We start from the raw sequence: 23,615 nt of genomic DNA, 5'->3' as shown, positions 1-23,615 counted from the left end.
ACTTATTTTGACGCTCTGAAAGGTCGATCATGCCACAGAACCCGCCTCATCCGGTCGAATTGGACGAATACGATCGCAAGATCATCGCGGCGGTGCTGGCCGATGGGCGCGTGACTGTCACCGCGCTGGCGGAAAAGGTCGGCCTGTCGAAGACGCCCTGCCAGGTCCGGCTCAAACGGTTGATCGACCACGGCGTGATCCGGGGCTTCACCGCGCTGGTCGACAGCGCCAAGCTGGGCATGGACCATATCGCCTTCACCGAAGTGAAGCTGTCGAACACCCGCGACGAAGCGCTGCGCGAATTCAACGCCGGCGTGCAGCGCATTCCCGAAATCGAGGAATGCCACATGATCGCCAGCAGCTTCGACTACCTGCTGAAAGTGCGCACCAGCGACATCCGCCGCTATCGCACCGTGCTGGGCGAGAAGATCTCCAGCTTGCCGCACGTGGCGCACACCTCCACCTTCGTCGCGATGGAGACGGTGAAGGAGTAGGCCCAAAGCGGGTTCAGGAGTGCTCCACGGCTTCGGCCACCGGCGCCTTACTGCGCCGCAGGGCGACGATCAGCACGCCCGACAGCGCTACGCCCGCGCCCAGCAGCATCCGCGCATCTAGCCTGTCGCCGGTGATGACATAGCCGAGGCCGATCGTGGCCAGCGGCGTCATCAGCGTCATCGGCGCGATCAGGTTCGCCTCGTAGCGGCTGATGAGCCAGTAATAGACCGTGTGCGCGCAGACCGAGACGACCAGCGCCGAAAAGGCCACCGCGCCCACGAAGGCCCAGCCGTGCGCCGTGGCCAGCGCCCACTGGTGCTGCTCGAACAGCGCGGAAAACGCAGCCAGCGGCGCAAGCGAGGTCAGCGCCACCCATGCCTGCAACCGCAGCGGGGCGACCTGGTCCATCTGCTTCATCATCACCGCGCCCAGCGATCCGCAGAACGCCGCCGCCAGGATGTAGAGCACGCCGGGCGAAAGCCGCAGCCCCGGCTGCCACACCACGATCAGCACACCCACCAGCGCCAGCGTGATGCCAAGCCCTCGCCGCCAATGGATGCGCTCGCCCAGCAGCAGCACCGACAGCAGCGTCGTCATCGGCACGCTCGATTGCACCACGATCCCCGCCAGCGAGGGCGCCGTGGTGCGCAAGCCCATGAACAACACGGCGAAATTGCCCCCGCCCATCAACATCCCCACAAGTACGATCCGCCAGGCCGGGCGCGGCATCGGCAGCAGCCAGGGCAGCGTGACCAGCACCACCACAGCGAATCGCACGGCGGCGAAGAACAGCGGCGGGACCATCCATTGCCCGACGACCACGCGGCTGAGTACGTTGCTCATCGCCCAGATCACGCAGACCAGCGCCAGCACGGCAAAATCGCGGGGTCGCATCGGTCGTCCGGCTCGCTTTCCGAAATGGAGTTGCTTGACCGCTTAACTAGGACCAGCCCCCATTGCCAGCCCGATCAAGCGGCACCTAACATGACCTGAACGACATCTAACACGCCATTCAGGCTGCCTTGTGGCGACTCAAGGCATGCTGAACGCGCTCGGCCATGGGGATTGCCGACAGGGAGTGGGACCATGAACAAGCGGCAAGGATTTTTCGCTACGCTCACCGCCATCGCGCTCACCACGGGTGGCGCCACGGGCGCGCAGGCGCAAATGCAGGACTGGCGCGGCAACTGGCGCACCCCGAACTGGGGCAGCGGCATTCCGGGCGGCAGCGTCTATGCGCCGGGCGAGCGAGACCGCATCCTCGTCGAGCGCACCTGCAATGGTCGCTTCCTCGCGATCCTCGACAGCCGTGTCGCGCGCGAGCGCCAGCACGGATCCCTGCGGCGCGATGAGGCCGAGCGCGTGCGCCACGACTTGCGCAGACTGGACGACCGCGGTCGCTGGGCCTGCCGCAACCGCGACTGGCGCGCGGCGCGCGAGACGGGCGAGCAATTCATGCGGATCAGCCACTGGCTTGACCGCGAAACCCGCCGCCGCTGGGACGAACGCTGGTAGCCTCAACCGCGCCCGCGATAGGACGGCACGCCCTGATCGGGCAGCCACAAGCCTTCGGGCGGAATGCCCGATTGCCAGAACACGTCGATCGGGATGCCGCCACGCGGATACCAGTAGCCGCCGATGCGCAGCCACTTGGGCTTCATCTCGTCGAACAGGCGCTGACCAATGCCGACGGTGCAATCCTCGTGGAAGCCTGCGTGGTTCCGGAACGAGCCGAGGAACAGCTTGAGCGCCTTGGATTCAACGATCGTTTCATCGGGCACGTAGTCAATCACGATATGCGCGAAGTCGGGCTGCCCGGTCACCGGACACAGCGAGGTGAATTCCGGGCTGACGAAGCGCACCAGATAGAGCGCGCCGGGGCGCGGGTTGGGCACGTAATCAAGCACCGCCTGATCGGGCGAGGCGGGAAGGCTGCTCGTCTGCCCGAGGTGCAGCGGTCCGTTGGCGGCCATGAGGGGCTGGCTCCTGTGATGCAATGATGCCGCAGCCCATGCACCCGCCGCCCGACAGAGGCAAGACGGCGGTTCCCCCTTGCCCATTAAGCCGCTATTCACCCGCCCCCGCCTTGGCGGGACAGGACTTGGCAAACGGGGAAGATCGGAACGTGGCAGGGGAGCGCACCGCGCTGGGTAAAGCGGGCCTGATGGCGGCCTTTCTGCTCGCCCCGACGCTGGCGGGCGCGCAGCCGGCGAGCGACTACCAGCTGCCGCCTGCAAGCCCAAGCCCCGCCCCGCGCGCCGCAGGACCGGTCGAGGAGGGCGCGCCTGCGCCGACGGTGGCCGCGTCGCCTTCGGCAGCACCGACCCCGGCGCCGCCCCCACAGATCGCGATCCCGACGCCCACCGTTGCACCGGCCAAGCCGACGCCCCGCCCGCGCGCAATCCCGCGCGCGCCGGATACCGCCGCCGCGCCCGCCCCCGGCCCGAGCCCGACGCCGGTGGCGGGACCGTCGCCCGACGTCGCACCGCCCGCCGCGACCGTCCCGCCGACGCCCGAGCCGAGCGTTGCGCCGATGTCCGACACGCCGCCGGTCAATACCACCGATGCTGGCGAGGACTGGCGTCCGCTGGCGGCGGGCATTGCCGTGGCCGTGGCTGCCATCATCGCCGCGCTGCTGTTCTGGCGTCGTCGTCGCGCGGTCATCGTCCCGACGATCGTTGTGCCCGAACCCGAGCCTGCCCCCGGGCCGACACCTGCGCCCACACCCGCGCCGCGCGCTGAACCAGCGCCCGCCCCTGCCCCGGCGCCGGTTCCGCCCGCCCCCATTCCGCTGCGCCAGCCCGTGGCCGATCCGCTGGAACTGCGGCTCGAAGCGACGCGGATGTCGGCCACGCTGGTCAACACCACGCTCACCTACCGCCTTGTTGCGCTGAACCGGGGAACCGAACCCCTCACCGACATCGCCATCAACGGCGACATGACCGCTGCGCACGCCTCCAAGCCGATCGACGAACAACTCGGCCTCGCCGGACCGGACCTGCCGCCGATCCACCACATCGACCGGCTCGAACCCGGCGCGGAACTGGCGCTGCCCGGCGAAATGCGCCTGCCGCTCACCGCCGTCACCCCGATCCGCGCGGGCGAGGCGGCGCTGTTCGTACCGCTCGCCCGGTTCGATGCCTGGGCCAGTACCCCCGCAGGCGGCGCCATCCATGCGCGTGCGGCCTACATGGTCGGTCAGGAAAGCACGCCGACCGCCGACCGGCTCCAGCCCTTCAGGCTTGACCTTGGCCCGCGCACCTGGGCCGATCTCGGCCAGCGCGCGCTCGCGCTGCCGGTCTCGTAACACTCCGCTCCCGACCGTTTCGGGGGTCGACGCTCCCGCCCGGCGAGGTTAGTCTGGTCGTTCCCGAGTCCGCAAAGACGGTCCGGGAACACGCAGGCAGGAGCAGATGATGGATTCGTTGGTCACGACCCAGTGGCTCGCGGACGAAATGGGCGCGAGCGACCTTCGGGTGGTCGATGCGAGCGCATTTCTTCCCGAACACGCGCGCAACGCAAGCCTTGAGTACGAGGCCTGCCACATCCCCGGCGCGGTGTTCATGGACATCGCCCATCTGGTCGACACCAATGCGCCGTTCGACAACACCCTGCCCAGCGCCGAAAAATTCGCCAGCCGGATGCAGAGCCTCGGCCTTGGCGATGGCAGCCGCATCGTCCTTTACGACGACAGCCCGATCCGCACGTCCACCCGCGCGTGGTTCATGCTGACCATGTTCGGCGCGCAGAACGTCGCCCTGCTCGATGGCGGCATCGCCAAGTGGAAGGCAGAAGGCCGTCCCTGCGCGCAGGGCAAACACACCCTTCGCCACCGCCATTTCACGGTGTGGAGCGATGAATCGGGCGTGCGCAACAAGGCCGACGTGCTCGCCAACCTCCAAAGCCAGGCGGCGCAGATAGTCGATGCGCGCGGCGCGGGCCGCTTCACCGGCGACGTTCCGGAAAGCCGCCCCGGCCTCGATTGCGGCCACATTCCCGGCGCACGCAACGTGCCCTATGCCAGCCTGTTCGCGCCCGATGGCACATGGAAAAAGCCCGAGCAGTTGCGCGCAGCGTTCGAAACGGCGGGCGTCGATCTCGACCGGCCGATCATCACCACGTGCGGATCGGGCATGACTGCCAACGTGGTGATCTTCGCCCTGCACCTTTTGGGCAAGCACGACGTGGCGCTTTACGATGGTTCGTGGGCGGAATGGGGTTCGGACCCGGCGACGCCCAAGGAAACCGGCCCGGCGCGTTAGATTCGTTTCGCGCAAAGGCGCAAAGAAGAAGGGCTTACGCCGCGAAGCCGCATTTCCGTCCGACCGTTGTCCGCAGGTGAGACCGGCCTGCAGCCGGGAACGCCCCCTTTCCGCACCTGTGCGCGCCCCATCTTTGCGTCTTCGCGCGAAATCCCTTTCCGTCCCGACCCTTGGCAAAGCACGGCAATCCTGCTTCACCCAGCCCCATGAGCGCCCCCGACGACGATACGCCGAAAGGCCCCGGCACCCGCCTTGCAGGGGCCGGACGCCGCCCCGAATGGACCGGCACGCCCGGCCATCCCTCCGCCGTGGTCAGCCCCCCTGTATGGCGCGCCAGCACGCATCTCTATCCCGACATGGCCGCGCTGCGCGCGCATCCCGCCAACGAGGACGGCCTGTTCTACTATGGCCGTCGCGGCGCACCGACGCAGTGGGCGCTGGCCGATGCGCTGACCAGCCTCGAGCCGGGCGCGGTCGGCACCGTGCTATATCCCTCGGGCGTCGCGGCCATCGCGGGCGTGCTGCTGACCGTGCTGCGCCCCGGCGACGTGCTGCTGATGACCGACAACGCCTATGAGCCGAGCCGGGTCATGGGGCGGGGATTGCTCTCCGATTTCGGCGTGACCACGCGCTGGTTCGATCCCACCGACATCGCCAGCTTCGAAGCCGCCATCTGCGAAAAGACGCGCTGCGTCCTGCTCGAAAGCCCCGGCAGCCTGACGATGGAAGTGCAGGACGTGCCCGCGCTTTGCGCCATCGCGAAGGCCCGCGGCATCGTCACCGTGCTCGACAACACCTGGGCCTCGCCGCTGGGGTTCGCCGCGCTGGAGCATGGCGCCGACATTGCGGTGATGAGCCTGACCAAGCACGTCTCCGGCCATTCGGACTGCATGATGGGCAGCGCCACCGCTGGCAAGGACTGGTATCGCCGCCTGCGCCTGCGCGCGCAGGGGCTGGGCAATGTCGTCTCGCCCGACGATGCATCGCTGATGCTGCGCGGGCTGCGCACGATGCACTTGCGGCTGGATGCGGAGACGAAATCCGCGCTCGCCATCGCCGAATGGCTTGCCGCACGGCCCGAAGTGGCGCGCGTGCTGTGCCCGATGCTGCCCGGCTCGCTTGGCCACGATCTATGGAAACGCGATTTCACTGGCGGCTGTGGCCTGTTCAGCTTCGTGCTGAAGGGCGGCACGTCCGAGGCGCGCGACGCACTGATCGACACGCTGTCGCTTTTCGGCATCGGCTTTTCATGGGGCGGGTTCGAAAGCCTTGCCACGCCGGTCGATCCCGCCGCGATCCGCACCGCATCGCGCTGGCCGCTGCCCGGCATGGCCGAGACCGATCGCTTCGGCATACGCCTGTCGATCGGGCTGGAAGACACCGCCGACCTGATCGCCGATCTCGATCACGGCCTGTCGGCGTGGAGCGCGGTGCAATGAACCGCCAGCTTCGCGACGTGGCCCGCGCGCTGAGGGAGGCGCGCGACGCGATCGACTCCGTCTCGATCGATATCGGCCACTACCACATCTCGCTACTCAACGCCTTGTGGATGGTCTTCGTCGTGCTGTGCACCTTCTATGGTGCGCGGCTAGCGGCGCGGATCGGCAGGATCATGGTGCGCCGCGTCAGTTCGCTCGACCCCACGCAGAAGGTGCTGACCGAAAAGCTCGTCACCCTGGCGGTGTGGGCGCTCGCCTTCTTCACCGCGATCGACGTGCTGGGGATCAGCCTGACCGCGCTGACGGTATTTTCGGGCGCGTTCGGCCTCGCCATCGGTTTCGGCCTGCAGAAGACCTTCGGCAACATGATCGCCGGAATCATCCTGCTGATGGACCGTTCGATCAAGCCGGGCGACGTGGTGGCAGTGAGCGACGGCAAGGGCAACACCTTCGGCGAGGTCAAGAAGATCGGGCTGCGCGCGGTTTCGGTGACGACGCGCGACAACCGTGAATACCTGATCCCGAACGAGATCCTGATGACCAGCCAGGTGGAAAACTGGTCCTATTCCTCACGCGAGGTGGCGATCTCGATCCCCGTGGGCGTGGCCTATGGCAGCGACATCGACCTTGCCGAACGCCTGCTGCTCGAAGCCGCGCGATCGGCCCCGCGCGTGTTGCAGAAGCCGGCGCCCGGCGTGCTGCTGTCCGCCTTCGGCCCCAGCGCGATCGAGATGCAGGTGGTGTGCTGGATCGACGACCCCGAAATGGGCGTGGGCAACGTGCGGTCCGAAGTGCTCAAGGCCGCGTGGCACCTGTTCCGCCAGCAGGGGGTGGAGATCCCCTTCCCGCAATCGGACGTGCACTTGCGCGATTCGGACGGCCTGCGCGCCGTCGCCCGCATTCTCGCCGAACGGCCCGCCACAGATTGACGTTGACGGAAACGGAAAGTCGTACCATCGGGTTGCAATGAGCAACGATTCCCCTGCCCCCGCCCTGTCGCCCGAACAACTCGTCGCCGACCTGCTCGAACTGCTCGATGTCGAGGATCGCGGCGGCGACCGTTTCCGGGGGCGGCGCAAGAAGGGCGGCGTGGGGCGCGTGTTCGGCGGGCAGGTGATCGGGCAGGCGCTGGCCGCGGCCGAACTGACCGTCGCGGCAGATCGCCCTGTCCATTCGCTCCACGCCTATTTCGTGCGCGGGGGCAACGAGGACTACGAGATCGACTTCCGCGTCGAGCGTGACCTCGACGGCGGCAGCTTCTCCAACCGGCGCATCGTCGCCAGCCAGCAGGGGCAGACGATCCTCAACATGCTCGCCTCGTTCCACAAGCGCGAGCCGGGCGTCCACCACCAGGACGCGATGCCCGACGTGCCCGCGCCCGAAGCGCTGGAAAACGAAGTGACGCTGCGCCGCCGTGCTGCCGAGGCGGCGGGCCGCACCTTCCGCGAACACGTGCGCCAGCGACCGATCGAGATGCGCCCGGTCGATCCCGGTCGCTGGGTGCGCGAAGACGCGCGCGAGGCAATCAGCCACGTCTGGTTCCGCTCGGCCGCCCCCCTGCCCGATGATCCCAAGATCCACCGCGCCGTGCTCGCCTATGCCAGCGACATGACGCTGCTGGGCACCTGCACGATGCCGCACGAGGAACTGAGCTGGCCCAAGGGCACGCTGATGAGCGCCAGCCTCGACCATGCGATCTGGTATCATGACGATTTCCGCGCCGACGAATGGCTGCTCTACACCTGCGACAGCCCCTGGGCGGGCCGCGCGCGCGGATTCAACCGCGGGCGCATCTACACGCAGGATGGACGGCTGGTCGCCAATGTCGCGCAGGAAGGCCTGATCCGACAGATCACGCCCAAACCCAGAACCTAGCCCCAAAGCGTGGCGCGGTAGCGGGCGAAGCAGCGCTCGCCGCAGCGCAGGCGGATCAGCGCGCCTTCGGCCATGGCCGTGGCGCGGCGAGGATCTTCCTCCACCAGCGGACGGATAGCCTCGCGGTTCCAGTCCTCGGAGTGCTTGACGTCGAGTACCGCGTGAAGCGAGAAATAGCGCCGTTCGCGTTCACTGAGGCCGATCCGGCGCAGGCCATCTGCGGTGCACGCAGAGCGGCCCGGCGCCGTCAGTTCGATCACGCCCAGCGCACCGATGCTGTGCCAGGCATAGCGGCGGCTGCTGGCCATGGCTGTCATGCCATTGGCAAGAGCAAGGCTTTCCCACACGGTCGTTTCGATCGTGGGTTCAAGGTCGAGCGTCGCCACCAGACCGTTCAGCATCGGGCCGTGCATGCCCTTCACATTGCCGCGCCCCATCTCGTCCCAGTAGTTGCGCGCGAGTTCGAGCTTGGCCTGAGTGGGGAGCTTGACCTGCGTCATCGCGACGAGATCGTCGAAACCCGCCTCTCCCGCCGCTTCCTGTTCGAGGAACCAGCGAATCTGGTCGCGGGTGGCCTCGTTCGCGATCCACGGGAACAGCGCATCGCCCTGTCCCGGGCCGCGATCGAGCAGGCCTTCGAACCAGGCAATGAAGCCGTCGGGATCGGTCGGCACCGCTGCCGCTGCGCACGCGACGTGGGCGCGCAACTCTTCGAGAAATGCGCCTTCCAGACGCAGCATGACATGGTCGTCGTCAAGCCTCTCGGCCCAGTCAGGGCCGGGCAGCGAAGGGGAAAGGCGCACCCGGTTCCAGTGCGCCAATCGTCGCTGAAAGGCATCGTTGAGGAATTGCGAGCGCGCGAAGCGCGCGGCGACGGGTTGCGGGCGCGATGCGTCCGCACGGGGATTGCTGGCCATGCCGGAAAGTATCCAGGTTGCGAAAGGGTATGGTCAAAGAACCGGCGGACTGCGCGCCGGTTCCTCCTCCAGTCCCTTCGATCGGACCGCCCCGTCGCGGTCAGCCTTCGAAACGCTTGGCCTTGTAGACCTTCTTGCGGAACGGCGCGCCGCTGTTGGGACGGTCGCCGCCATAGGGCCGATCGCCACCATGCGGCCGGTCGCCCCGGGGGCCAGGCCCCGTACGGCGGTTGTCGCGCGCCATTTCGCGCGGGGGCTGGGGCGAATGCTCGATGGTGATCCCGCTCTCATCGTCGCCGTCGACGCCTGCGGTGCGCACCACGGCATGGGCGAAACGATCCGCCGCCGCCCGCGGGATCTGCACGAAGGTCTCGTTCGCCGAAATGCGGATCGCGCCGATCTCGCCGCGCGTCACGTGGCCACGACGGCACAGCAGCGGCAGCAGCCAGCGCGGATCGGCGTTCTGGCGGCGGCCCACGTCGAGCCGGAACCACACCACGTCCTCGAAGCCGGGACGCTTGCGGTCCTCGCGTGCTTCGGGGCTGTTGCCGATCAGCTCTTCGGGCTGCGGCAGCGCTGCGGAATGCGCGCGGACGAGCGCCACGGCCAGTTCCTCGGCGCTCTTGTGCGCCAGCAATTCCTGCACGATCGCCATGTCGGCCTCGTCCTGCTCGACCGGCTGGAGTAGTGCCGCCAGCAGGCGCTCGCGATCAGCGGCGCGGATTGCCTCCGGCCCCGGCGCATCGATCCAAGCGGCTTCGATGCGCGCGCCGCGCAGCATCATTTCCACGCGGCGACGGCGCGGGAACGGCACGATGATGACGGCAGTGCCCTTCTTGCCCGCGCGGCCCGTACGGCCCGAACGGTGCTGCAAGGTTTCGGCATCGCGCGGAATCTCCACGTGGACGACGAGGCTGAGCGAGGGCAGATCGATGCCGCGCGCGGCAACGTCGGTCGCCACGCAGACGCGGGCGCGGCGATCGCGCAACGCCTGTAACGCATTGTTGCGCTCCGACTGGCTGTGTTCGCCCGACAGCGCCACGGCGGCGAAGCCGCGCTCGACCAGCAGCGCGTGGAGGCGCTTCACGTTGTCGCGCGTGGCGCAGAACAGGATCGCGGTTTCCGCTTCGTGCAGGCGCAGCAGGTTGACCACGGCGTGCTCGATGTCCGCAGGGGCGACCGTCACCGCCTGATAGGCGATGTCGCCATGCCCGCGCGCGGCGTTCATGGTCGAGATGCGCAGCGCTTCGTTGGTGTAGCGGCTCGCCAGCATCTCGATGGGCTTGGGCATCGTGGCCGAGAACAGCAGCGTGCGGCGGCCCTGGGGGGTCGCATCGAGCAGTTCTTCCAGATCCTCGCGGAAGCCCATGTCGAGCATTTCGTCGGCTTCATCGAGCACGACCGCGCGCAACGAACCGAGGTCCAGAGCGCCGCGCTCGATATGGTCGCGCAGGCGGCCAGGCGTGCCCACGACGATGTGCGCGCCGAAGTTCAGCGTGCGCCGTTCGCGCATCGGGTCCATGCCGCCAACGCAGGTCGCGATGCGCGCGCCGGTTTCGGCATATAGCCAGGCGAGTTCGCGGCTGACCTGAAGCGCCAGTTCGCGCGTCGGCGCGATCACCAGAGCCAGCGGCGCGCCAGCCTGCGGCAAGGCGCCATCTTCGCTCAACAGCTCGTTCGCCATGGCGAGGCCGAACGCCACCGTCTTGCCTGAACCGGTCTGCGCCGAAACAATCAGGTCGCGGCCCTTGGCCACGTCTTCGATCACCGCAGCCTGAACCGGAGTCAGCGCGGAATAGCCATGGCCCGTGAGCGCCCGGTCGAGCGCAGGGGAAAGTCCTTCGAATGTCATATCAATTGCCTATGGAGCGGGTGTGCGGCCCGGTCGTTTCCAGTTGTCGAAAATGCCGCTCCCACCGCGGCCTTGATGCCCTTTGCGCACACGCCGGGGCAATCGTTGCGGCGGCCCCTACAGCAAACTCGCTCCCTTGGCTTGCGCTTTTTTTGCACGCTCGCCGCGTGCCAATAGTGGACTTGGCGCTGGACTTGGCCCGCCCGCCTCGTCCATTGACCGGGAATCATGTGGCAACTCTATCAGTTCCCCCTCTGCCCCTTCTCGCGCAAGGTGCGCCTGCTGCTGTCGGAAAAGGGCATCGCCTACGATCTCATCCGCGAAAACCCGTGGGAACATCGCGACGAGTTCCAGAACCTCAACCCCGCACTGCGCACGCCCGTCATCCACAACCCCGAACGCCAGATCACGCTCGTCGACAGCCGCGCGATCTGCGAATATTTCGAGGAGACGGTCGACAAGGCGCCGATGATCAACGGCACGGCCACCAACCGCGCCGAAATCCGCCGCCTGATCGCGCTGTTCGAGGAAAACTTCTTCGCCGATGTGACTCACCCGCTGCTCGAGGAGCGGATGAAGAAGCGGCTGGTCTATCGCCAGTCGCCCGATTCGCGGATCCTGCGCGAAGCGATGCGCATGGCCAACCTGCACCTCGACTACATCGACTACCTGATCGACCACCGCCCCTGGCTGGCCGGATCGACCATGAGCCTCGCCGACCTCACCGCCGCCGCGCAAATCTCGGTGGCCGATTACCTCGGCGGCATCGACTGGTCGCAGCACGAACAGGCAAGAGGGTGGTACTCTGTGTTCAAGAGCCGCCCCAGCTTTCGACCGCTACTTTCGGAACGGATGGACGTGATCCACCCGCCCTCGCACTATGCGGACGTGAACGCCTGAAGACAGGGAGCGGCATGCGGGGATTACCCATCCCTGCACCATGCCCAATGGTCTGGTCTCGACTCAGGCCAACCGCGTCTTCGCGCCGAACCGGCCGTACTTGCGGTAACGCACCATCCAGCGCTCCAGGAACAGGTCGAGCGGCCTTGCGTGGACGCCCAGCGCCGCCAGACCCGGCAGCGCACCGCTGGCGACATTGCCCTTCTGCAGCAACGCCCACTGGTCGCGCGTCAACGGCGCGCCGGGCAGCCATCCCGTGGCCGTGGCGATCACCGAGGACAGGGCGTCAGGCAGTTCTACCAGCAGCGGCTCACGCCCTTCGGCACGCGCGATGCGGCGGTTGAGATCGCCCATGGTGATCTGCTCCGGCCCGGCCAGTTCGTACGTCACGCCCGCGTGAACGGCAGGCGCGGCCAGCACGTTACCCACCGCTTCGGCAGCATCATCGACGAACAGCGGCTGGAACTTGGCGTCGGGCGCAAACACCGGCAGCACCGGCAGGCGCGCGATCAGGCCTGCGAACATATTGATGAACTTGTCGTCCTCGCCAAACAGGATCGACGGACGCAGGATCGTGGCGGCGGGATAAGCCGCCAGCAGCGCGGCTTCGCCCTCGGCCTTGGTCCGCGCATAGGCCACGTCCGAATCGGCATCCGCGCCGATCGCGGAAATGTGCACCAGCGCGCGCACGCCCGCTGCCGTGGCGGCTTCGCCCAGACGGCGCAGGCCCTTGCCCTGCACGTCATCGAGATTGCCGCCGAACGCGCCGACCAGATTGACTACGGCATCGACGCCCGTCAGCGCCACGGCCAGCGTATGCGGCTTGGTCACATCGACGGCGACCGTCTGCACCTGGCCCAGGCCGCCCAGCGGCTTGACGCGGAAGGACCGCTCGGGATGGCGGCTGCACACGCGCAGCCGCGCGCCGCGCGCCAGCAGTTCCTGCGCCAGATGGGTGCCGAAGAAGCCGCTGCCGCCGATCAGCGCGACCAGCCGTCCTTCGAGATCGCGCGTCCTGCCCTTGCCCATATGCCTCAATCCGCAAAAGTTGCCACGAGAGCCGCGCGAGGTGCCCCGCAAGCGGCTTTTCCAACTGCCGCCTTTGGCACGCTCCCCCGTGCCATTCAATGCCGAAGAAAAAGAGTGCAAGTTTGTTGGCAAACCCGTGTTGACACCCCGCCAAGCGTCCACTAGAGGCGCCCTCCTACCCGGCGAAACGGCGCTTCAGCCCTTCGCCTCCGTGCCCAGATGGCGGAATTGGTAGACGCACCGTCTTCAGGTGGCGGCGCTGGAAACGGCGTGGAGGTTCGAGTCCTCTTCTGGGCACCATTTGTTCTTCTCAGAAGAACCCAGCAAGTGTATTAAACCCGCAGAAATCCAAGGGAATTGGCCCTTGGATCGTGCCGGATCGTCCCGCCTTTTCTCGGGGGTTCCGCACATTTTTGCGGGCCTTTTACGGGCCTTTGCGAAAACCACATTGGGAAAAGGCCCGCCCATGCCTCTGACCGAAACCCGGCTTCGCGCACTCAAGCCAAAGGACAAACCGTACAAGGTCGCCGACGACCGCGGATTGTACATCGAGGTGTCCCCATCGGGCGGAAAACTCTGGCGATTCCGCTATCGAATCGGCACCGTTGAAAAGAAGCTCTCGATCGGCTCCTATCCCGAAATTAATATCAAGGACGCACGCCAAGCGGCTTATGAGGCGCGGGTTAAAGTCGCGGCGGGCGGTGACCCGGCGATGGAGAAGCGCAAGCAGAAGATCCGTTCGGAATTCCTTTCTGCCCAGACATTCGAGGCGGTGGCCCGCGAGTACATTGATGAGATGATGGTGCAGAACGGTCGGGCGGATGCGACCATCATCAAGGCCAACTTTTTCCTCGACCAGCTGACGGATGCCATCGGCAGCCGTCCGATCGACGAGATTGAGCCGTTCGAGGTGCTGGCTCCCCTCAAGCGCCTCGAAGCGAAGGGCAAGCACGAGACCGCCAAAAAGACCCGATCCTTTGCCAGCCGCGTGTTTCGCTATGGGGTTGCCACGACGCGCTGCAAAGGCGACCCGACGGCGATGCTCCGCGGGGCGCTGATAACGCCCAAGGCAAAGCACTATGCAGCGATCCTTGAGCCCAAGGATCTTGGTGGGCTGCTCCGTGCGATCCAGGACTACACTGGCAATTTCATTACCCGGTACGCCTTGCTTATCGCCCCCCATGTCTTTGTACGCCCTGGCGAGCTGCGGCATGCCGATTGGAAAGAGATCGACCTCGAAGAAGGCGTCTGGCGCATCCCAGAGGGAAAGATGAAGGCGCGCCGCCCTCATGCCGTGCCGTTGTCCAAGCAGGTAGTCGGGTATCTCAAGGAACTTGCCGAGATGGTCGGCACCGAGGGGTATGTGTTTCCGTCAGCTCGCGCCTCCGTCCGTCCGATGAGCGAAAACACCCTGAATGCCGCTTTCCGGCGGATGGGCTTCACGAAGGACGAAGTCACCGCCCATGGTCTTCGGGCTACGGCCTCCACCATGCTGAACGAAAGCGGCCTCTGGAATCCAGACGCGATTGAACGCGGTTTGGCCCACGGTGACAGCAATGCCGTTCGCGGCGTCTATCACCGCGGCAAACACTGGGATGAGCGCGTCCGCATGGCGCAATGGTGGAGCGACTATCTCGATACGATCCGAGAGGGCGGCAAGGTCATCAAGGGCGCGTTTGCGGGAAGAGCCTGACGAGGATTTTAAACACCTGTAGGGTCTAGCTGGAACGGGTACTTCCCTGCCGTTTCATACGATGCTTCCCAACGTCAGCGTTTGTCAGATCCGGACACTGCCGACTGGGTAGCACCGGTGGCGGCACTCGAGGATATGAGCGAGAATGGGAGGTTCATGCCTGTCCGGTTTCAGGTATGATGAGGCAGCAAGCCGTCGCTTACTTAGTCCTACAAAGCCAACAGTTCCCAGCAAAGCAGCGTTACCAAGCGCGGCCCGAACCTGAGGAGCCGCTCGGAGAACGTTGCGTCTGTCACCCATCCGGCCCAGGAGTATGGGGTAAGCGGAAGTTACTCACTCGCTATTACACCCAATGGAATCGCTGCTGTGTCCATCAGATAGAGTTCGGTCGCCCCGAGTAAATCAAGCTGTCGGTTTACCAAAGCCTTTTTGGACAACCCTGGCTGGACGATAAAGACCTTCAGTTCCGGAAGTAGAAGCTTCGCCTGTTTGGCTAGATCGCGCAAGCCGCGAAGATCACCGCGCTCGAAACGCGAAACGTGGTCAATCCCGGCAGCCGCGAGCTTTGCCCGGCGGCTGTCCTCGCGGCGACGAAGATGCTTGAAGAGTTCCGGCACTGCGCTACGCCAGTGCGTGCTACGTTGCGCCTGGCCGCACACCGCATAAAGATCGTCGACCCGAGCCCCCGCGCTGGGGGATCCTGCAAACTTGCAGTGGTAAAGATGGATTACCAGCCTGCCGTCGCGAACCCCAATACAGACAATATCGGCGGCTTCGCCAGCATCATCGTCATCAAAAATGATAGGGAATTCATCCTCTGTGGTAGTGGCGAGAAGGCGATCAAGGACGCGCCGCTGTATTGAGTCCGGTCGCTTCTCCACGCGTTGCGATTCCTTCGAGAAATCGACACCAGCCCAATCCCATTCGACGATCCGATCGCGGTCGAACGGCTTTCGCGCGGCCCCGATCGGAGGCACGAATAACTCAGTTCCTTCAAGGTAGCCGCCATTGTCGAAGCGTATCGCAGGCGGCTCTCTGCGGAACCAGTCCCCAAGCGACCTTGTGGTGCGCCCAATCGTGATGTCGGCCGCAAAAGCGCCCTGTGGTTCGTAGGAGACGCCATCCGGCGCGAATCGAACGATATAGTCGGCGATCTTGTTGGAAGTGACGACCCGAAAGCGGATCGGCGTATCGGTCGTAAAATCCAAAACTTGCAGTTCCACATCAAAGAACAGCACGGATTCTCCATCGATTGTGACCTTGATAGCGTCTTCGGCACGCTTCAGGAATTCCTCCGGCCAATCGATCAGAAGCGGAATGAGGGCGGGACGCTCACTGATTTCAACCGGCAGGATCACGTTGGTGAAGACATCGCGGGTCGAGATCGTATCATCGCGGAGCTTGGCACCGACCGCGTGGCACCATTCAACCCAGGATGAGAGGTCCTCGGCGGTCATCATCGACCACACCCGGCCCTTTTGCGAGCAGCCAATCGTTACTCGCGCGCCGTCCTCGTAACCATGTGCGAAGAGGTTGGACTTTCGCTTGTTAGTCCGCATTGCCTCTGGCAATGCATCAGTGATATCCGGCCCCACATGCAGGCTGAACCTCAGCCGGTCGTTGATAACATCGCTAAGACCAAGATTCGTAAGGACCAGCCGGTTCACGTTATGAAGCGAACGAAACACAAGTTCGCCCTTTAATATGGCTGCATCATCGCCAGCCACGGCCTTGGCCAAATCTTCGTGCATGCTGCTGTTGTTTGAGCTGTTAATGTAGAGGAGCCCCTGTCCTTCGTCCCAATGAACGAGATAAAGGTGCCACTCGGTGTTTCGGATATCCCGGACATCACCCCAAGACACGGCATCATGCTCGCGTGTGATGAATAGCAGCACCTTGTTGCGTTCGTTCACAGTCGGACCGGCATAGATTTCCGTCGAACCCATCGCGGCGATCGCCCGATCGGGCCGCCACCGTCGCGTGCCTGTCCGAAACACGACCGCACTCATCTTTGGGAAGATATTGCGCAGCGAAACGACGTCGGGAGCATCTTGGAACGCGTCGATGAAGTCCGAGCGACGAGCCTGCCTAGTGTTGGCGCCCTCGCTAAGGTCTCGGAGGAGGACGTTCCAATCCGCATCCTCCGCATACAGGTCCTGTAGAGCCTCTCCGACGCCAGGGTCGGCGATATTGGCGATCATCGTGGCTTCACCGAGATCGGAGCGAAAGCGGGTAAACCGCCCCGTGAACTGCAACGTGATCGCGAGGCTCTTGTGCGGATCGTGGATCGCGGCAATCTTCAGCTCTGGGAGGTCGAAACCCTCACCCAGCATGTCCACACATACTACGATGCGTGCTTCCCCGCGGCGGAGGCGGGCTAAACCATCTCGGGCCTCGCCGGCAGGAATTCCATTATGGAGCAGCAGCGGCGCATGCTCGGGCGCGAGTGCCGCGTAATAGGCGTGCACCTGTTCAGCGCGTTTGATGTCCGAACAACGCGCCATTACGAGGTGATTGAAACCAGCAGCGGCATCCGAAGCAAGCTGCGCGATGGCGGCCATGGCAATAGCCTGGTCAGCCTCGACCTGGTCCAGTTCGTCAACCGGCGCGAAGCGGATTTCCTTGAAATAACCTTCGGCCTGAGCCTTCCGAAGCGGATAGTTAAAGACGACCTTTCCATCCACGTGCTTGCCGTCATTGCGAAATGGCGTGGCCGTGAATTGGACTACTGGACGATCAGCGAAGTGTCCACGAAACGCCTCCCATGTTCGGGCCGAGATGTGATGCGCTTCGTCGATGAATAGATGCGAGCAAAGCTCGGCCATGCGGCGCTGGACCGCCTCGGTGCTCTGACCAGCGACCGCCATCGTCGTGACCACCACGTTGCAGCCCATAAAGATGGCGTCTACCTCTTCGGCGGTCTTGGGTTTGTGCTCCAGCAGTGCGACGATCGGTAGGGGCGCGTCCTCCCTCAAGGCTCCCAGCTGCTTGAGAAGTCCCATCGAGACGAACTTGTCACCGATCTGATCGCGCAGCGCCCCTGTGGGCACGATCACTAGCAGCCGCGACAGTCTCTCCCGCGCCAATAACGCAAGCATCGTTTCCGTCTTTCCGGTGCCGGTCGGCATGACCACAGTCGCGGGCAGACTGCTCGTCTTCCAGTGGGAGAGCACGCCGAATAGCGCCCCAATCTGAGGAGGACGGAGCCCGGTCTCGATCACGCGATCGCCGTCGCGCCTTTCCTCACGAAACTCGAATGCGCCGCGCCAACCGTTCAGCACCGCGTCGCGCGCCTCGATGGCTTGGATGGGAGATAGTAGCTCAAAGCGTGCGGGCGCAGGCATCAGCCATTCGCCTTCGAGTTCGCTGGATCCGCCGACGAACGCATCCCAGTTACGGCAGCGGAAGACATCGATCGGCTCGTCCGTAACCGTAAGACGGCGGTCCGCTATAAGGATCGGCGCGCCCTCGTCTGGATGGAGGACTGTATAGGAGGAGCGCTTGATGGCCTTGGATCCAACAGCGAATTCTTTATGGATCGCCGCCCGCTTAAGCTGCTTAACCGCGTTCTTATGAACTCGGCCCTCGATCGAATAGCTAGCCGGCAACTTAAATGCGCGATATGTGCCCGCTGGCATTGGGTAGGTCTCCCACAACGGTGACGATCATTAGGGGAAAGGTGTAGCGGAGGGTCGGTGTTTTTGCTATGTTCCAATATCTCCGATAATCGTCAATTTCTAGCTTTCAGGGTCGGAGACGAACCTGCTAATGTTGGCATTTCATGGAACAGTCGATCCAAGCCATTTGGAAGCAAGACGAGATCCCCGTCATTCTGCGGCGCACGGGGAAAGGCGAGCTCTTGCGGGTCCGGTTGCCGTTCGATAGCAATAACCGCCAATGGCTCCAAAACGGGCGCCGCATTACACCAAGCTGGATCGCACCGCGCAAGTTCTGGGAAATCCCGAAAGCCTGGTTCGATGATTTCGTGAATCGCGCGCTGCAGAAATATGGCCGCCTTTATGTGATCCAGCCGTATCGTGAGCAGGAAATCTGCTCACCCTCCTGCCAGAACGCCAAGGGCCATGAGTGCCAATGTTCCTGTATGGGCGTCCATCACGGTGCAGGCAGCGACGGTAGCTGGTTTGAGGTTTCAGACGCCTTCTCGACCCGGTGGGGGGAGCGTGAGCTTGCTTGTCGTCTGATGGTTGCCAAGAGGCGAGTACAGTAGATCTGGTTCGCGCTCGCCAAAAGTTCTCCGCCCCGGGATCGAATCGATATCCGGCTCTTGGCAGGTTAAATTAGAAAAAGACATTTTGGGTGCCTGATCGGAACGTCCGCGCGTGGTCGGCTCCTGCCGATAAGTCCCACAACAAATGTTGACCAGTCAATGGCACGGTCACTTTCAGCACCACGGTTCACGACGCCCAGTCCATGTGCGAGCCAGCCCCTCACGCACAAGCTGGTCCCCAAGTGATTGGCCGCCCCGAACAACGACCCGAAGCTTACGCCCAAATCGGTCTTCGTCGCGGTTTCCGATCGGCCGGACCTCGAAAGTGCCTTCGTTCAACAGGTCGCGAAGCCGGTAAGTCGCCTTCATACCAAGCTGGTACTCAGAATCACACTTGGGTTCGCTGATCTCGGGCGTATCGATATCTGCGATCCTGATCTTCTCACCCTCGAGCCAGAAGGTATCTCCGTCTACGACGCAGGTGCGGCGTGTAATTCCGCAGAGCTCGAAGCGCGCTGAGGTGCTTCCGGCCATCAGCGAAAGCTTAGGCGCGAGTTCTGACGGGGCGGTCGGGGTCAGACCGGACACGGGCCAATTCAATGCCAACATCCCTCCAGCGAATACGATCAAGAACGCGCCTAGACCCAACATCCACCCCTTGCGCCGACGCTTGTCGTGCTGCTTCTTCAGTTTGTCCCGGAAATCGAAGCGAACGATATTGTCATCCTTCGTGCCTCGATCTTCTTTTCGAGCCATCAAATTCGGCCTTCCCCACTCCAGCAATCCACTCTTCGTATATCCCTAGACGAATACCTTTCATATGCGCGAGCCAATTGCTTGCCATCGTTCGAGCACGCTGCGGACATAGCCGGGCGTCTCACTATTTCTGGGAATGCCGCCAGCACGCGAAACCGCTCCAGGTCCAGCATTGTAGGCAGCGAGGGCGAGATGGATCTGCCCAAACTTGTCCAGCATCTCGCGTAGGTAGCGCGCCCCGCCATCAATACTTGCGACAGGATCATGCCGGTTCGTGATGCCGAGGTACCGAGCCGTGCCTGGCATCAACTGCGCCAGCCCCGCCGCGCCAGCGGGGCTGATCGCCATCGGATTGAACCGCGATTCAGTCCAGATCAACGCCTGCAACAAGCCTGTGGGTAGGCCATATCGAAGCTCTGCCTCCCGCACACTCGCCAAATAAATCACCTCGCGGAAGGAGGGCGCGAACGCCGCCTTGCTCAGACTCAAATTCGTCTCATCGTGTGCCGGAAGGGCCGGCTCGACAGCCTCAGGTTGTACAGGGGTAGGTCGATGTTCGAATATCGCGAAGGATGGCGAGTCTGCTTGGGCTGAAACCTGCACCGCGGAAACGCTCATCAGGAGCATCCCGATCATTCCAAATCTGATCATCGTCCATCTCGTCGCATTGCCTCGAATCAAAACGGAACGTATGGTGAACAATGAGGTGTAGGAAAGTGCTTTTACGCGGGCGATTGGGAGGAGAGCTCGCTCGCAAGGGGGCGGTATTTTGAGCTTGAGGAGCCCCGCATGTCCCACGCGTTATCCAGTCCTACCGGCTCGTCCCTTGCGTCAGTGGCAAAGCAGCTTTGCGAGGAACTGGGAGGGTATTGGTCCGGCTCCAAGGGCATGGCGCGATGTCCCGCCCACGATGATCGTACGCCCTCCCTCGGCGTAACTCTGGGACGCCGCGCCATCCTCTTTCATTGTTTCGCGGGCTGCAGCCAGGATCAGGTCCTTACTGCGCTCGCCGCACGCGGTGTTTCGCCGCGAAGCATGTTTTCAGGGAGGATCGAAGCCGATGCTGGCGTCAGCGTCGGCAAGCCCACCTACCATGCGTTCGCAGAGCGCATCTGGCGCGAAGCAAGACCAATCGACGATACTCCCGCCAAGGCTTATCTTCAGGCCCGCGGGATTCGTGCGGTCTCACGCGCCCTCAGATTTCACCCTCGCACCCCGCTCGGACCGAAGGGGAACACACAGTACTTGCCTGCTCTGATCGCGGCAGTGGCGATGGATCATGGGCTGGTCGGAATTCACCGCACGTTTCTTAACCCGCTGAGGCCCGCGGTTCCCCCTTTCGCCAACCCCAAGCGTGCACTCGGGAGCTTGGCATCAGGCGCAGTTCGCCTCTTCGAACCTGTCGACGGGCGGCTCGGGCTTGCCGAAGGTATCGAGAGCGCGCTTGCTGCCAAGGCCTTGACCCAGGTCCCTTGCTGGGCCTCACTTGGCAACGAGCGTTTTGGCCTCGTGTCGATCCCGGAAAGCGTGCGTGAATTGCACCTGTTCGTCGACCATGATGCAGGCGGCGATCTTGCCGAGGAACGTGCGCGCAGCGCCTATGCTTGTGAAAACCGAACGATCGTCACGCGTCGCCCGCGCGGTCACGGGAAAGACTGGAACGACGCTTTGCAAGCGTGGCTGCGGTCCAAGCCGTGACGTGAAGAGAGAGGGGAGAAGGCCTTTGGCTGATTGAGGCCTGCCCGCGGCAGGACCTCGTCAGGAGGCTCCCATGTCCAATTCTTCCCTTGCTTTTGCATTCGATGAACCATCACCGCCCGCTGTTGCCACGGCGGCCCAGATCTTGGCTTCAGAGCTCGCCGCAGGCCGCGCGCTGTCACGCAGCGACGTTACGCGGATTATGAGCGAGCACTTCGGGGGCAGCGATGCTCTCGGGCGTTGGTCGGTGCGTGACGCCCACGCAGCTCTTGAACTGGCACAGGTTCAATACCTGCAGACGTTCGATCAGATCCAGCTCTCGAGCCCGATTGATGAAGCGGAACAGTTCTTCTGCAGGCTCGATGACCGAATTCCGACCCAGACCAATCGCAGCGACGAGCAGATTGAATGGCAGCAGTTTGCAACGCCGCCGCGCCTGGCCTGGCTCGCTGCCCGGGCTTGCGCGCTGGGTGCCGATGAGCTCGCGCTGGAACCCTCTGCCGGAACGGGGATGCTCGCGGTCTGGGCTGCCAAAGCCGGCACCCGCCTTGCCTTGAACGAAATCTCGCCGCTGCGCCGCGACTGCCTTATTGCGGCGTTTCCGACCGCCCGCGTGACCGGACATGATGCCGAGTTGATCGACGAATTGCTCGATCCGGCCATCAGCCCCAGCGTCGTGCTGATTAACCCGCCCTATTCTCACGGGATCGAGCGGGGCCACGATGGCCGCACCGGGGCGAGGCATCTGCGATCAGCCTGGAACCGCCTTGCTCCCGGCGGACGGCTTGTCGCGATCATGCCTGAATGGTTCGACTGTGTGAAGTTCTTGGCAGGGCTGAAGGGACCGATCTCGCTGAGGCTCAATGCCGCGGTTGAACGCGCGTTCGTCAGGCAGGGCACCGGCATTACCACGCGGCTGTTGGTCTTCGACAAGGTGGAAGGCTCCAATGAGCCTGTCGCCATCCGCACAAACGACTTTCGCCAGCTGTTCGATATTGTCGATGCCTTGCCCGATCGCGCCATCTTGGATGCCGTTCCCGAGCAATCGAGCCTTCCGGCTCGTGCGCCGTTTCGCCTGGTGACGGTGCCGCGCAGGCCGCTGCCGACACCAGCCAGGATCGCGCCCCCAGCCTCCGCCATCGCGTCGCTCACCTACCAGTCGCTCGAAACCCCTGCGCGGCTTGCCCCTCAGGTTGGCCACTATCTGCCCTATCGCCCGAGCAGGATTGTGATCAATGGCGCGGCCGAGCATCCGACACCGCTCGTCGAATCTGTTGCCATGGGGTCGATCGCCGCACCGATGCCCGAAGCGGTGCCGCAGCTGCCCAACGGTCTGGTTGCCAAAGGGCTGCTGTCGGCTGCGCAGGCAGAGACCCTGATCTACACCGCCAGCGCTCACGCCCGCGATCTTCCCGGCCGGTTCGAACCCGAGGACAAAGGCTGTTCGCTCAAAGCCTCGGCGGAAGGACAGGTGTACCGGCAGGGCTATTTCCTCGGGGACGGGACAGGCGCCGGCAAAGGTCGCCAGGTCGCGAGCGTCATTCTCGATCGCTGGGTGCGCGGCGAGCGCCGCCATATCTGGATTTCGAAGAATGAGGCGCTGCTCGAAGATGCCCGGCGCGACTGGGCCGCCCTTGGCGGTCTCCCGATCGACATCCAGCCGCTTGCGTCCTGGAAACTCGGCACCCCCATCGCCATGCGCGAGGGCATTCTCTTCGTCACCTACCCGACCCTGCGTTCGGGTCGAAACGATGCGACCCGCCTCGACCAGATCCTCGCCTGGGCGGGTGATGACTTCGAGGGCGTGATCGTGTTCGACGAGGCGCACGCCATGGCCAATGCTGCTGGCGGCGAAGGATCGCGAGGCAAGGTCAAGGGATCGGAGCAGGGTATCGCTGGCGTGCGCCTGCAGAACCTCCTGCCCCGCGCACGGGTGCTCTATGCTTCGGCCACCGGAGCGTCCGACGTCAACAATTTGGCCTATGCGACGCGCCTTGGGCTGTGGGGGCCGGAGACCGCCTTCGCTAATCGCGAGGCTTTCGTTGCCGACATTCGCGATGGCGGCATCGCCGCGATGGAACTGGTCGCGCGAGATCTCAAGTCGCTCGGACTATACACCGCCCGGGCCCTTTCATTCGCCGGTGTCGAATATGAGATCCTTGAGCATTGCCTGACCGAGGATCAGATCGCGGTTTATGATGCCTATGCCGAAGCCTGGGCGATCATTCATGCCAACCTGCGCGACGCGCTGGAGGCGACGCGGATCGTCGACTGCGAAACCGGAGGGACGCTCAACTCCGGCGCCAAGTCGGCAGCGCTATCGATTTTCGAGGGCACCAAGCAACGCTTAGGTCCGCCTGGCCAGACTGTATCCTTTGCTCGCGATGAGGGGCAGGCCGACCGCCGCGCTAACCCAAAAAGCTGGCGGTGGTCGGCCTGTCCCTCGCGTCGCGCAGCGACGCCCGGAACCC

20 protein-coding genes and 1 tRNA gene are annotated in these 23,615 nt (G+C 64.2%); 13 read left to right on the top strand and 8 right to left on the bottom strand.

What is annotated here, in order from left to right; genetic code table 11:
• Window positions 1–29 precede the first annotated feature (29 nt).
• Window positions 30–494, top strand: coding sequence for an Lrp/AsnC family transcriptional regulator (locus K3A84_RS08580; protein WP_225008931.1), 465 nt, complete (start codon window positions 30–32; stop codon window positions 492–494).
• 13 nt (window positions 495–507) lie between these two features.
• On the opposite strand, the gene K3A84_RS08575 is transcribed toward K3A84_RS08580, so the two are convergent.
• Window positions 508–1,389, bottom strand: coding sequence for a DMT family transporter (locus K3A84_RS08575; protein WP_225008930.1), 882 nt, complete (start codon window positions 1,387–1,389; stop codon window positions 508–510).
• A 192-nt stretch (window positions 1,390–1,581) separates the two neighbouring features.
• Here K3A84_RS08575 and K3A84_RS08570 point away from each other — a divergent pair, with 192 nt between their 5' ends.
• The gene (locus K3A84_RS08570) at window positions 1,582–2,010 is read left to right on the top strand and encodes a hypothetical protein (protein WP_225008929.1); all 429 of its coding nucleotides are present in this window, start codon (window positions 1,582–1,584) and stop codon (window positions 2,008–2,010) included.
• Between the two features lie 2 nt (window positions 2,011–2,012).
• Here K3A84_RS08570 and queF read toward each other — a convergent pair whose 3' ends face one another.
• On the bottom strand, window positions 2,013–2,468 hold the full coding sequence (gene queF / locus K3A84_RS08565) for a preQ(1) synthase (protein ID WP_225008928.1): 456 nt from the start codon (window positions 2,466–2,468) through the stop codon (window positions 2,013–2,015).
• Window positions 2,469–2,620: 152 nt separating this feature from the next.
• Here queF and K3A84_RS08560 point away from each other — a divergent pair, with 152 nt between their 5' ends.
• The 5 genes from K3A84_RS08560 (at window position 2,621) to K3A84_RS08540 (ending at window position 8,071) form a co-directional block, all read left to right on the top strand.
• Window positions 2,621–3,802: a hypothetical protein gene (locus K3A84_RS08560; RefSeq protein WP_225008927.1), complete on the top strand. Its 1,182-nt coding sequence runs from the start codon at window positions 2,621–2,623 to the stop codon at window positions 3,800–3,802.
• Window positions 3,803–3,911: 109 nt separating this feature from the next.
• Window positions 3,912–4,757, top strand: coding sequence for a 3-mercaptopyruvate sulfurtransferase (gene sseA / locus K3A84_RS08555; protein WP_225009419.1), 846 nt, complete (start codon window positions 3,912–3,914; stop codon window positions 4,755–4,757).
• Between the two features lie 206 nt (window positions 4,758–4,963).
• Entirely contained in the window at window positions 4,964–6,196 is a 1,233-nt protein-coding gene (metC, locus tag K3A84_RS08550; protein WP_225008926.1) for a cystathionine beta-lyase, read from the top strand.
• Window positions 6,193–7,125, top strand: a complete 933-nt coding sequence (locus K3A84_RS08545; protein WP_225008925.1) for a mechanosensitive ion channel family protein — start codon at window positions 6,193–6,195, stop codon at window positions 7,123–7,125. The genes metC and K3A84_RS08545 overlap by 4 nt, the downstream gene beginning before the upstream one ends.
• A gap of 37 nt (window positions 7,126–7,162) precedes the next feature.
• On the top strand, window positions 7,163–8,071 hold the full coding sequence (locus K3A84_RS08540; protein WP_225008924.1) for an acyl-CoA thioesterase: 909 nt from the start codon (window positions 7,163–7,165) through the stop codon (window positions 8,069–8,071).
• Here the strand turns inward: K3A84_RS08540 and K3A84_RS08535 are convergent.
• Window positions 8,068–8,988, bottom strand: a complete 921-nt coding sequence (locus tag K3A84_RS08535) for an iron-containing redox enzyme family protein (RefSeq protein WP_225008923.1) — start codon at window positions 8,986–8,988, stop codon at window positions 8,068–8,070. The two genes, K3A84_RS08540 and K3A84_RS08535, sit on opposite strands and share 4 nt — an antisense overlap.
• Window positions 8,989–9,088: 100 nt before the next feature.
• Entirely contained in the window at window positions 9,089–10,840 is a 1,752-nt protein-coding gene (locus K3A84_RS08530) for a DEAD/DEAH box helicase (protein WP_225008922.1), read from the bottom strand.
• A gap of 228 nt (window positions 10,841–11,068) precedes the next feature.
• On the opposite strand from K3A84_RS08530, the gene K3A84_RS08525 reads away from it, so the two are divergent.
• Window positions 11,069–11,740, top strand: a complete 672-nt coding sequence (locus K3A84_RS08525; protein WP_225008921.1) for a glutathione S-transferase family protein — start codon at window positions 11,069–11,071, stop codon at window positions 11,738–11,740.
• Between the two features lie 63 nt (window positions 11,741–11,803).
• On the opposite strand, the gene K3A84_RS08520 is transcribed toward K3A84_RS08525, so the two are convergent.
• Window positions 11,804–12,769, bottom strand: coding sequence for a complex I NDUFA9 subunit family protein (locus K3A84_RS08520; protein ID WP_225008920.1), 966 nt, complete (start codon window positions 12,767–12,769; stop codon window positions 11,804–11,806).
• A 213-nt stretch (window positions 12,770–12,982) separates the two neighbouring features.
• Here K3A84_RS08520 and K3A84_RS08515 point away from each other — a divergent pair.
• Window positions 12,983–13,069 (top strand) — tRNA-Leu (locus tag K3A84_RS08515).
• A 166-nt stretch (window positions 13,070–13,235) separates the two neighbouring features.
• Window positions 13,236–14,462 (top strand): tyrosine-type recombinase/integrase, encoded by a 1,227-nt coding sequence (locus K3A84_RS08510; protein WP_212608766.1) that lies wholly within the window; start codon window positions 13,236–13,238, stop codon window positions 14,460–14,462.
• 329 nt (window positions 14,463–14,791) lie between these two features.
• Here K3A84_RS08510 and K3A84_RS08505 read toward each other — a convergent pair whose 3' ends face one another.
• A complete protein-coding gene (locus K3A84_RS08505) occupies window positions 14,792–18,118 on the bottom strand; it encodes a DEAD/DEAH box helicase (RefSeq protein ID WP_225008919.1) in 3,327 nt (1,108 codons plus the stop codon).
• Window positions 18,119–18,243: 125 nt separating this feature from the next.
• Between K3A84_RS08505 and K3A84_RS08500 the strand changes: the two genes are divergently transcribed.
• Window positions 18,244–18,690, top strand: coding sequence for a hypothetical protein (locus K3A84_RS08500; RefSeq protein ID WP_212608768.1), 447 nt, complete (start codon window positions 18,244–18,246; stop codon window positions 18,688–18,690).
• Window positions 18,691–18,864: 174 nt separating this feature from the next.
• Here K3A84_RS08500 and K3A84_RS08495 read toward each other — a convergent pair whose 3' ends face one another.
• A complete protein-coding gene (locus tag K3A84_RS08495) occupies window positions 18,865–19,446 on the bottom strand; it encodes a thermonuclease family protein (protein WP_225008918.1) in 582 nt (193 codons plus the stop codon).
• 60 nt (window positions 19,447–19,506) lie between these two features.
• Entirely contained in the window at window positions 19,507–20,064 is a 558-nt protein-coding gene (locus K3A84_RS08490) for a lytic transglycosylase domain-containing protein (protein WP_318248295.1), read from the bottom strand.
• Window positions 20,065–20,280: 216 nt separating this feature from the next.
• Here K3A84_RS08490 and K3A84_RS08485 point away from each other — a divergent pair, with 216 nt between their 5' ends.
• Window positions 20,281–21,144, top strand: a complete 864-nt coding sequence (locus K3A84_RS08485) for a DUF7146 domain-containing protein (protein WP_318248294.1) — start codon at window positions 20,281–20,283, stop codon at window positions 21,142–21,144.
• A 73-nt stretch (window positions 21,145–21,217) separates the two neighbouring features.
• On the top strand, window positions 21,218–23,615 hold a 2,398-nt coding region (locus tag K3A84_RS08480), incomplete at its 3' end, for a strawberry notch-like NTP hydrolase domain-containing protein (RefSeq protein ID WP_225008917.1).

Origin of the sequence: Novosphingobium percolationis (assembly GCF_020179425.1) — a bacterium.
Classification (GTDB): Bacteria; Pseudomonadota; Alphaproteobacteria; order Sphingomonadales; family Sphingomonadaceae; genus Novosphingobium; species Novosphingobium percolationis.
Note: the sequence above shows the minus strand (reverse complement) of the source record. Positions and strands in the feature narration are given on the sequence as shown.

What these genes read in the sequence shown, in the direction of transcription:
- K3A84_RS08580 (WP_225008931.1), top strand. Translation starts at nt 30, where the DNA reads ATGCCACAGAACCCGCCTCATCCGGTCGAATTGGACGAATACGATCGC.
- K3A84_RS08575 (WP_225008930.1), bottom strand. Translation starts at nt 1,389, where the DNA reads ATGCGACCCCGCGATTTTGCCGTGCTGGCGCTGGTCTGCGTGATCTGG.
- K3A84_RS08570 (WP_225008929.1), top strand. Translation starts at nt 1,582, where the DNA reads ATGAACAAGCGGCAAGGATTTTTCGCTACGCTCACCGCCATCGCGCTC.
- queF (WP_225008928.1), bottom strand. Translation starts at nt 2,468, where the DNA reads ATGGCCGCCAACGGACCGCTGCACCTCGGGCAGACGAGCAGCCTTCCC.
- sseA (WP_225009419.1), top strand. Translation starts at nt 3,912, where the DNA reads ATGGATTCGTTGGTCACGACCCAGTGGCTCGCGGACGAAATGGGCGCG.
- metC (WP_225008926.1), top strand. Translation starts at nt 4,964, where the DNA reads ATGAGCGCCCCCGACGACGATACGCCGAAAGGCCCCGGCACCCGCCTT.
- K3A84_RS08545 (WP_225008925.1), top strand. Translation starts at nt 6,193, where the DNA reads ATGAACCGCCAGCTTCGCGACGTGGCCCGCGCGCTGAGGGAGGCGCGC.
- K3A84_RS08540 (WP_225008924.1), top strand. Translation starts at nt 7,163, where the DNA reads ATGAGCAACGATTCCCCTGCCCCCGCCCTGTCGCCCGAACAACTCGTC.
- K3A84_RS08535 (WP_225008923.1), bottom strand. Translation starts at nt 8,988, where the DNA reads ATGGCCAGCAATCCCCGTGCGGACGCATCGCGCCCGCAACCCGTCGCC.
- K3A84_RS08530 (WP_225008922.1), bottom strand. Translation starts at nt 10,840, where the DNA reads ATGACATTCGAAGGACTTTCCCCTGCGCTCGACCGGGCGCTCACGGGC.
- K3A84_RS08525 (WP_225008921.1), top strand. Translation starts at nt 11,069, where the DNA reads ATGTGGCAACTCTATCAGTTCCCCCTCTGCCCCTTCTCGCGCAAGGTG.
- K3A84_RS08520 (WP_225008920.1), bottom strand. Translation starts at nt 12,769, where the DNA reads ATGGGCAAGGGCAGGACGCGCGATCTCGAAGGACGGCTGGTCGCGCTG.
- K3A84_RS08510 (WP_212608766.1), top strand. Translation starts at nt 13,236, where the DNA reads ATGCCTCTGACCGAAACCCGGCTTCGCGCACTCAAGCCAAAGGACAAA.
- K3A84_RS08500 (WP_212608768.1), top strand. Translation starts at nt 18,244, where the DNA reads ATGGAACAGTCGATCCAAGCCATTTGGAAGCAAGACGAGATCCCCGTC.
- K3A84_RS08495 (WP_225008918.1), bottom strand. Translation starts at nt 19,446, where the DNA reads ATGGCTCGAAAAGAAGATCGAGGCACGAAGGATGACAATATCGTTCGC.
- K3A84_RS08490 (WP_318248295.1), bottom strand. Translation starts at nt 20,064, where the DNA reads ATGAGCGTTTCCGCGGTGCAGGTTTCAGCCCAAGCAGACTCGCCATCC.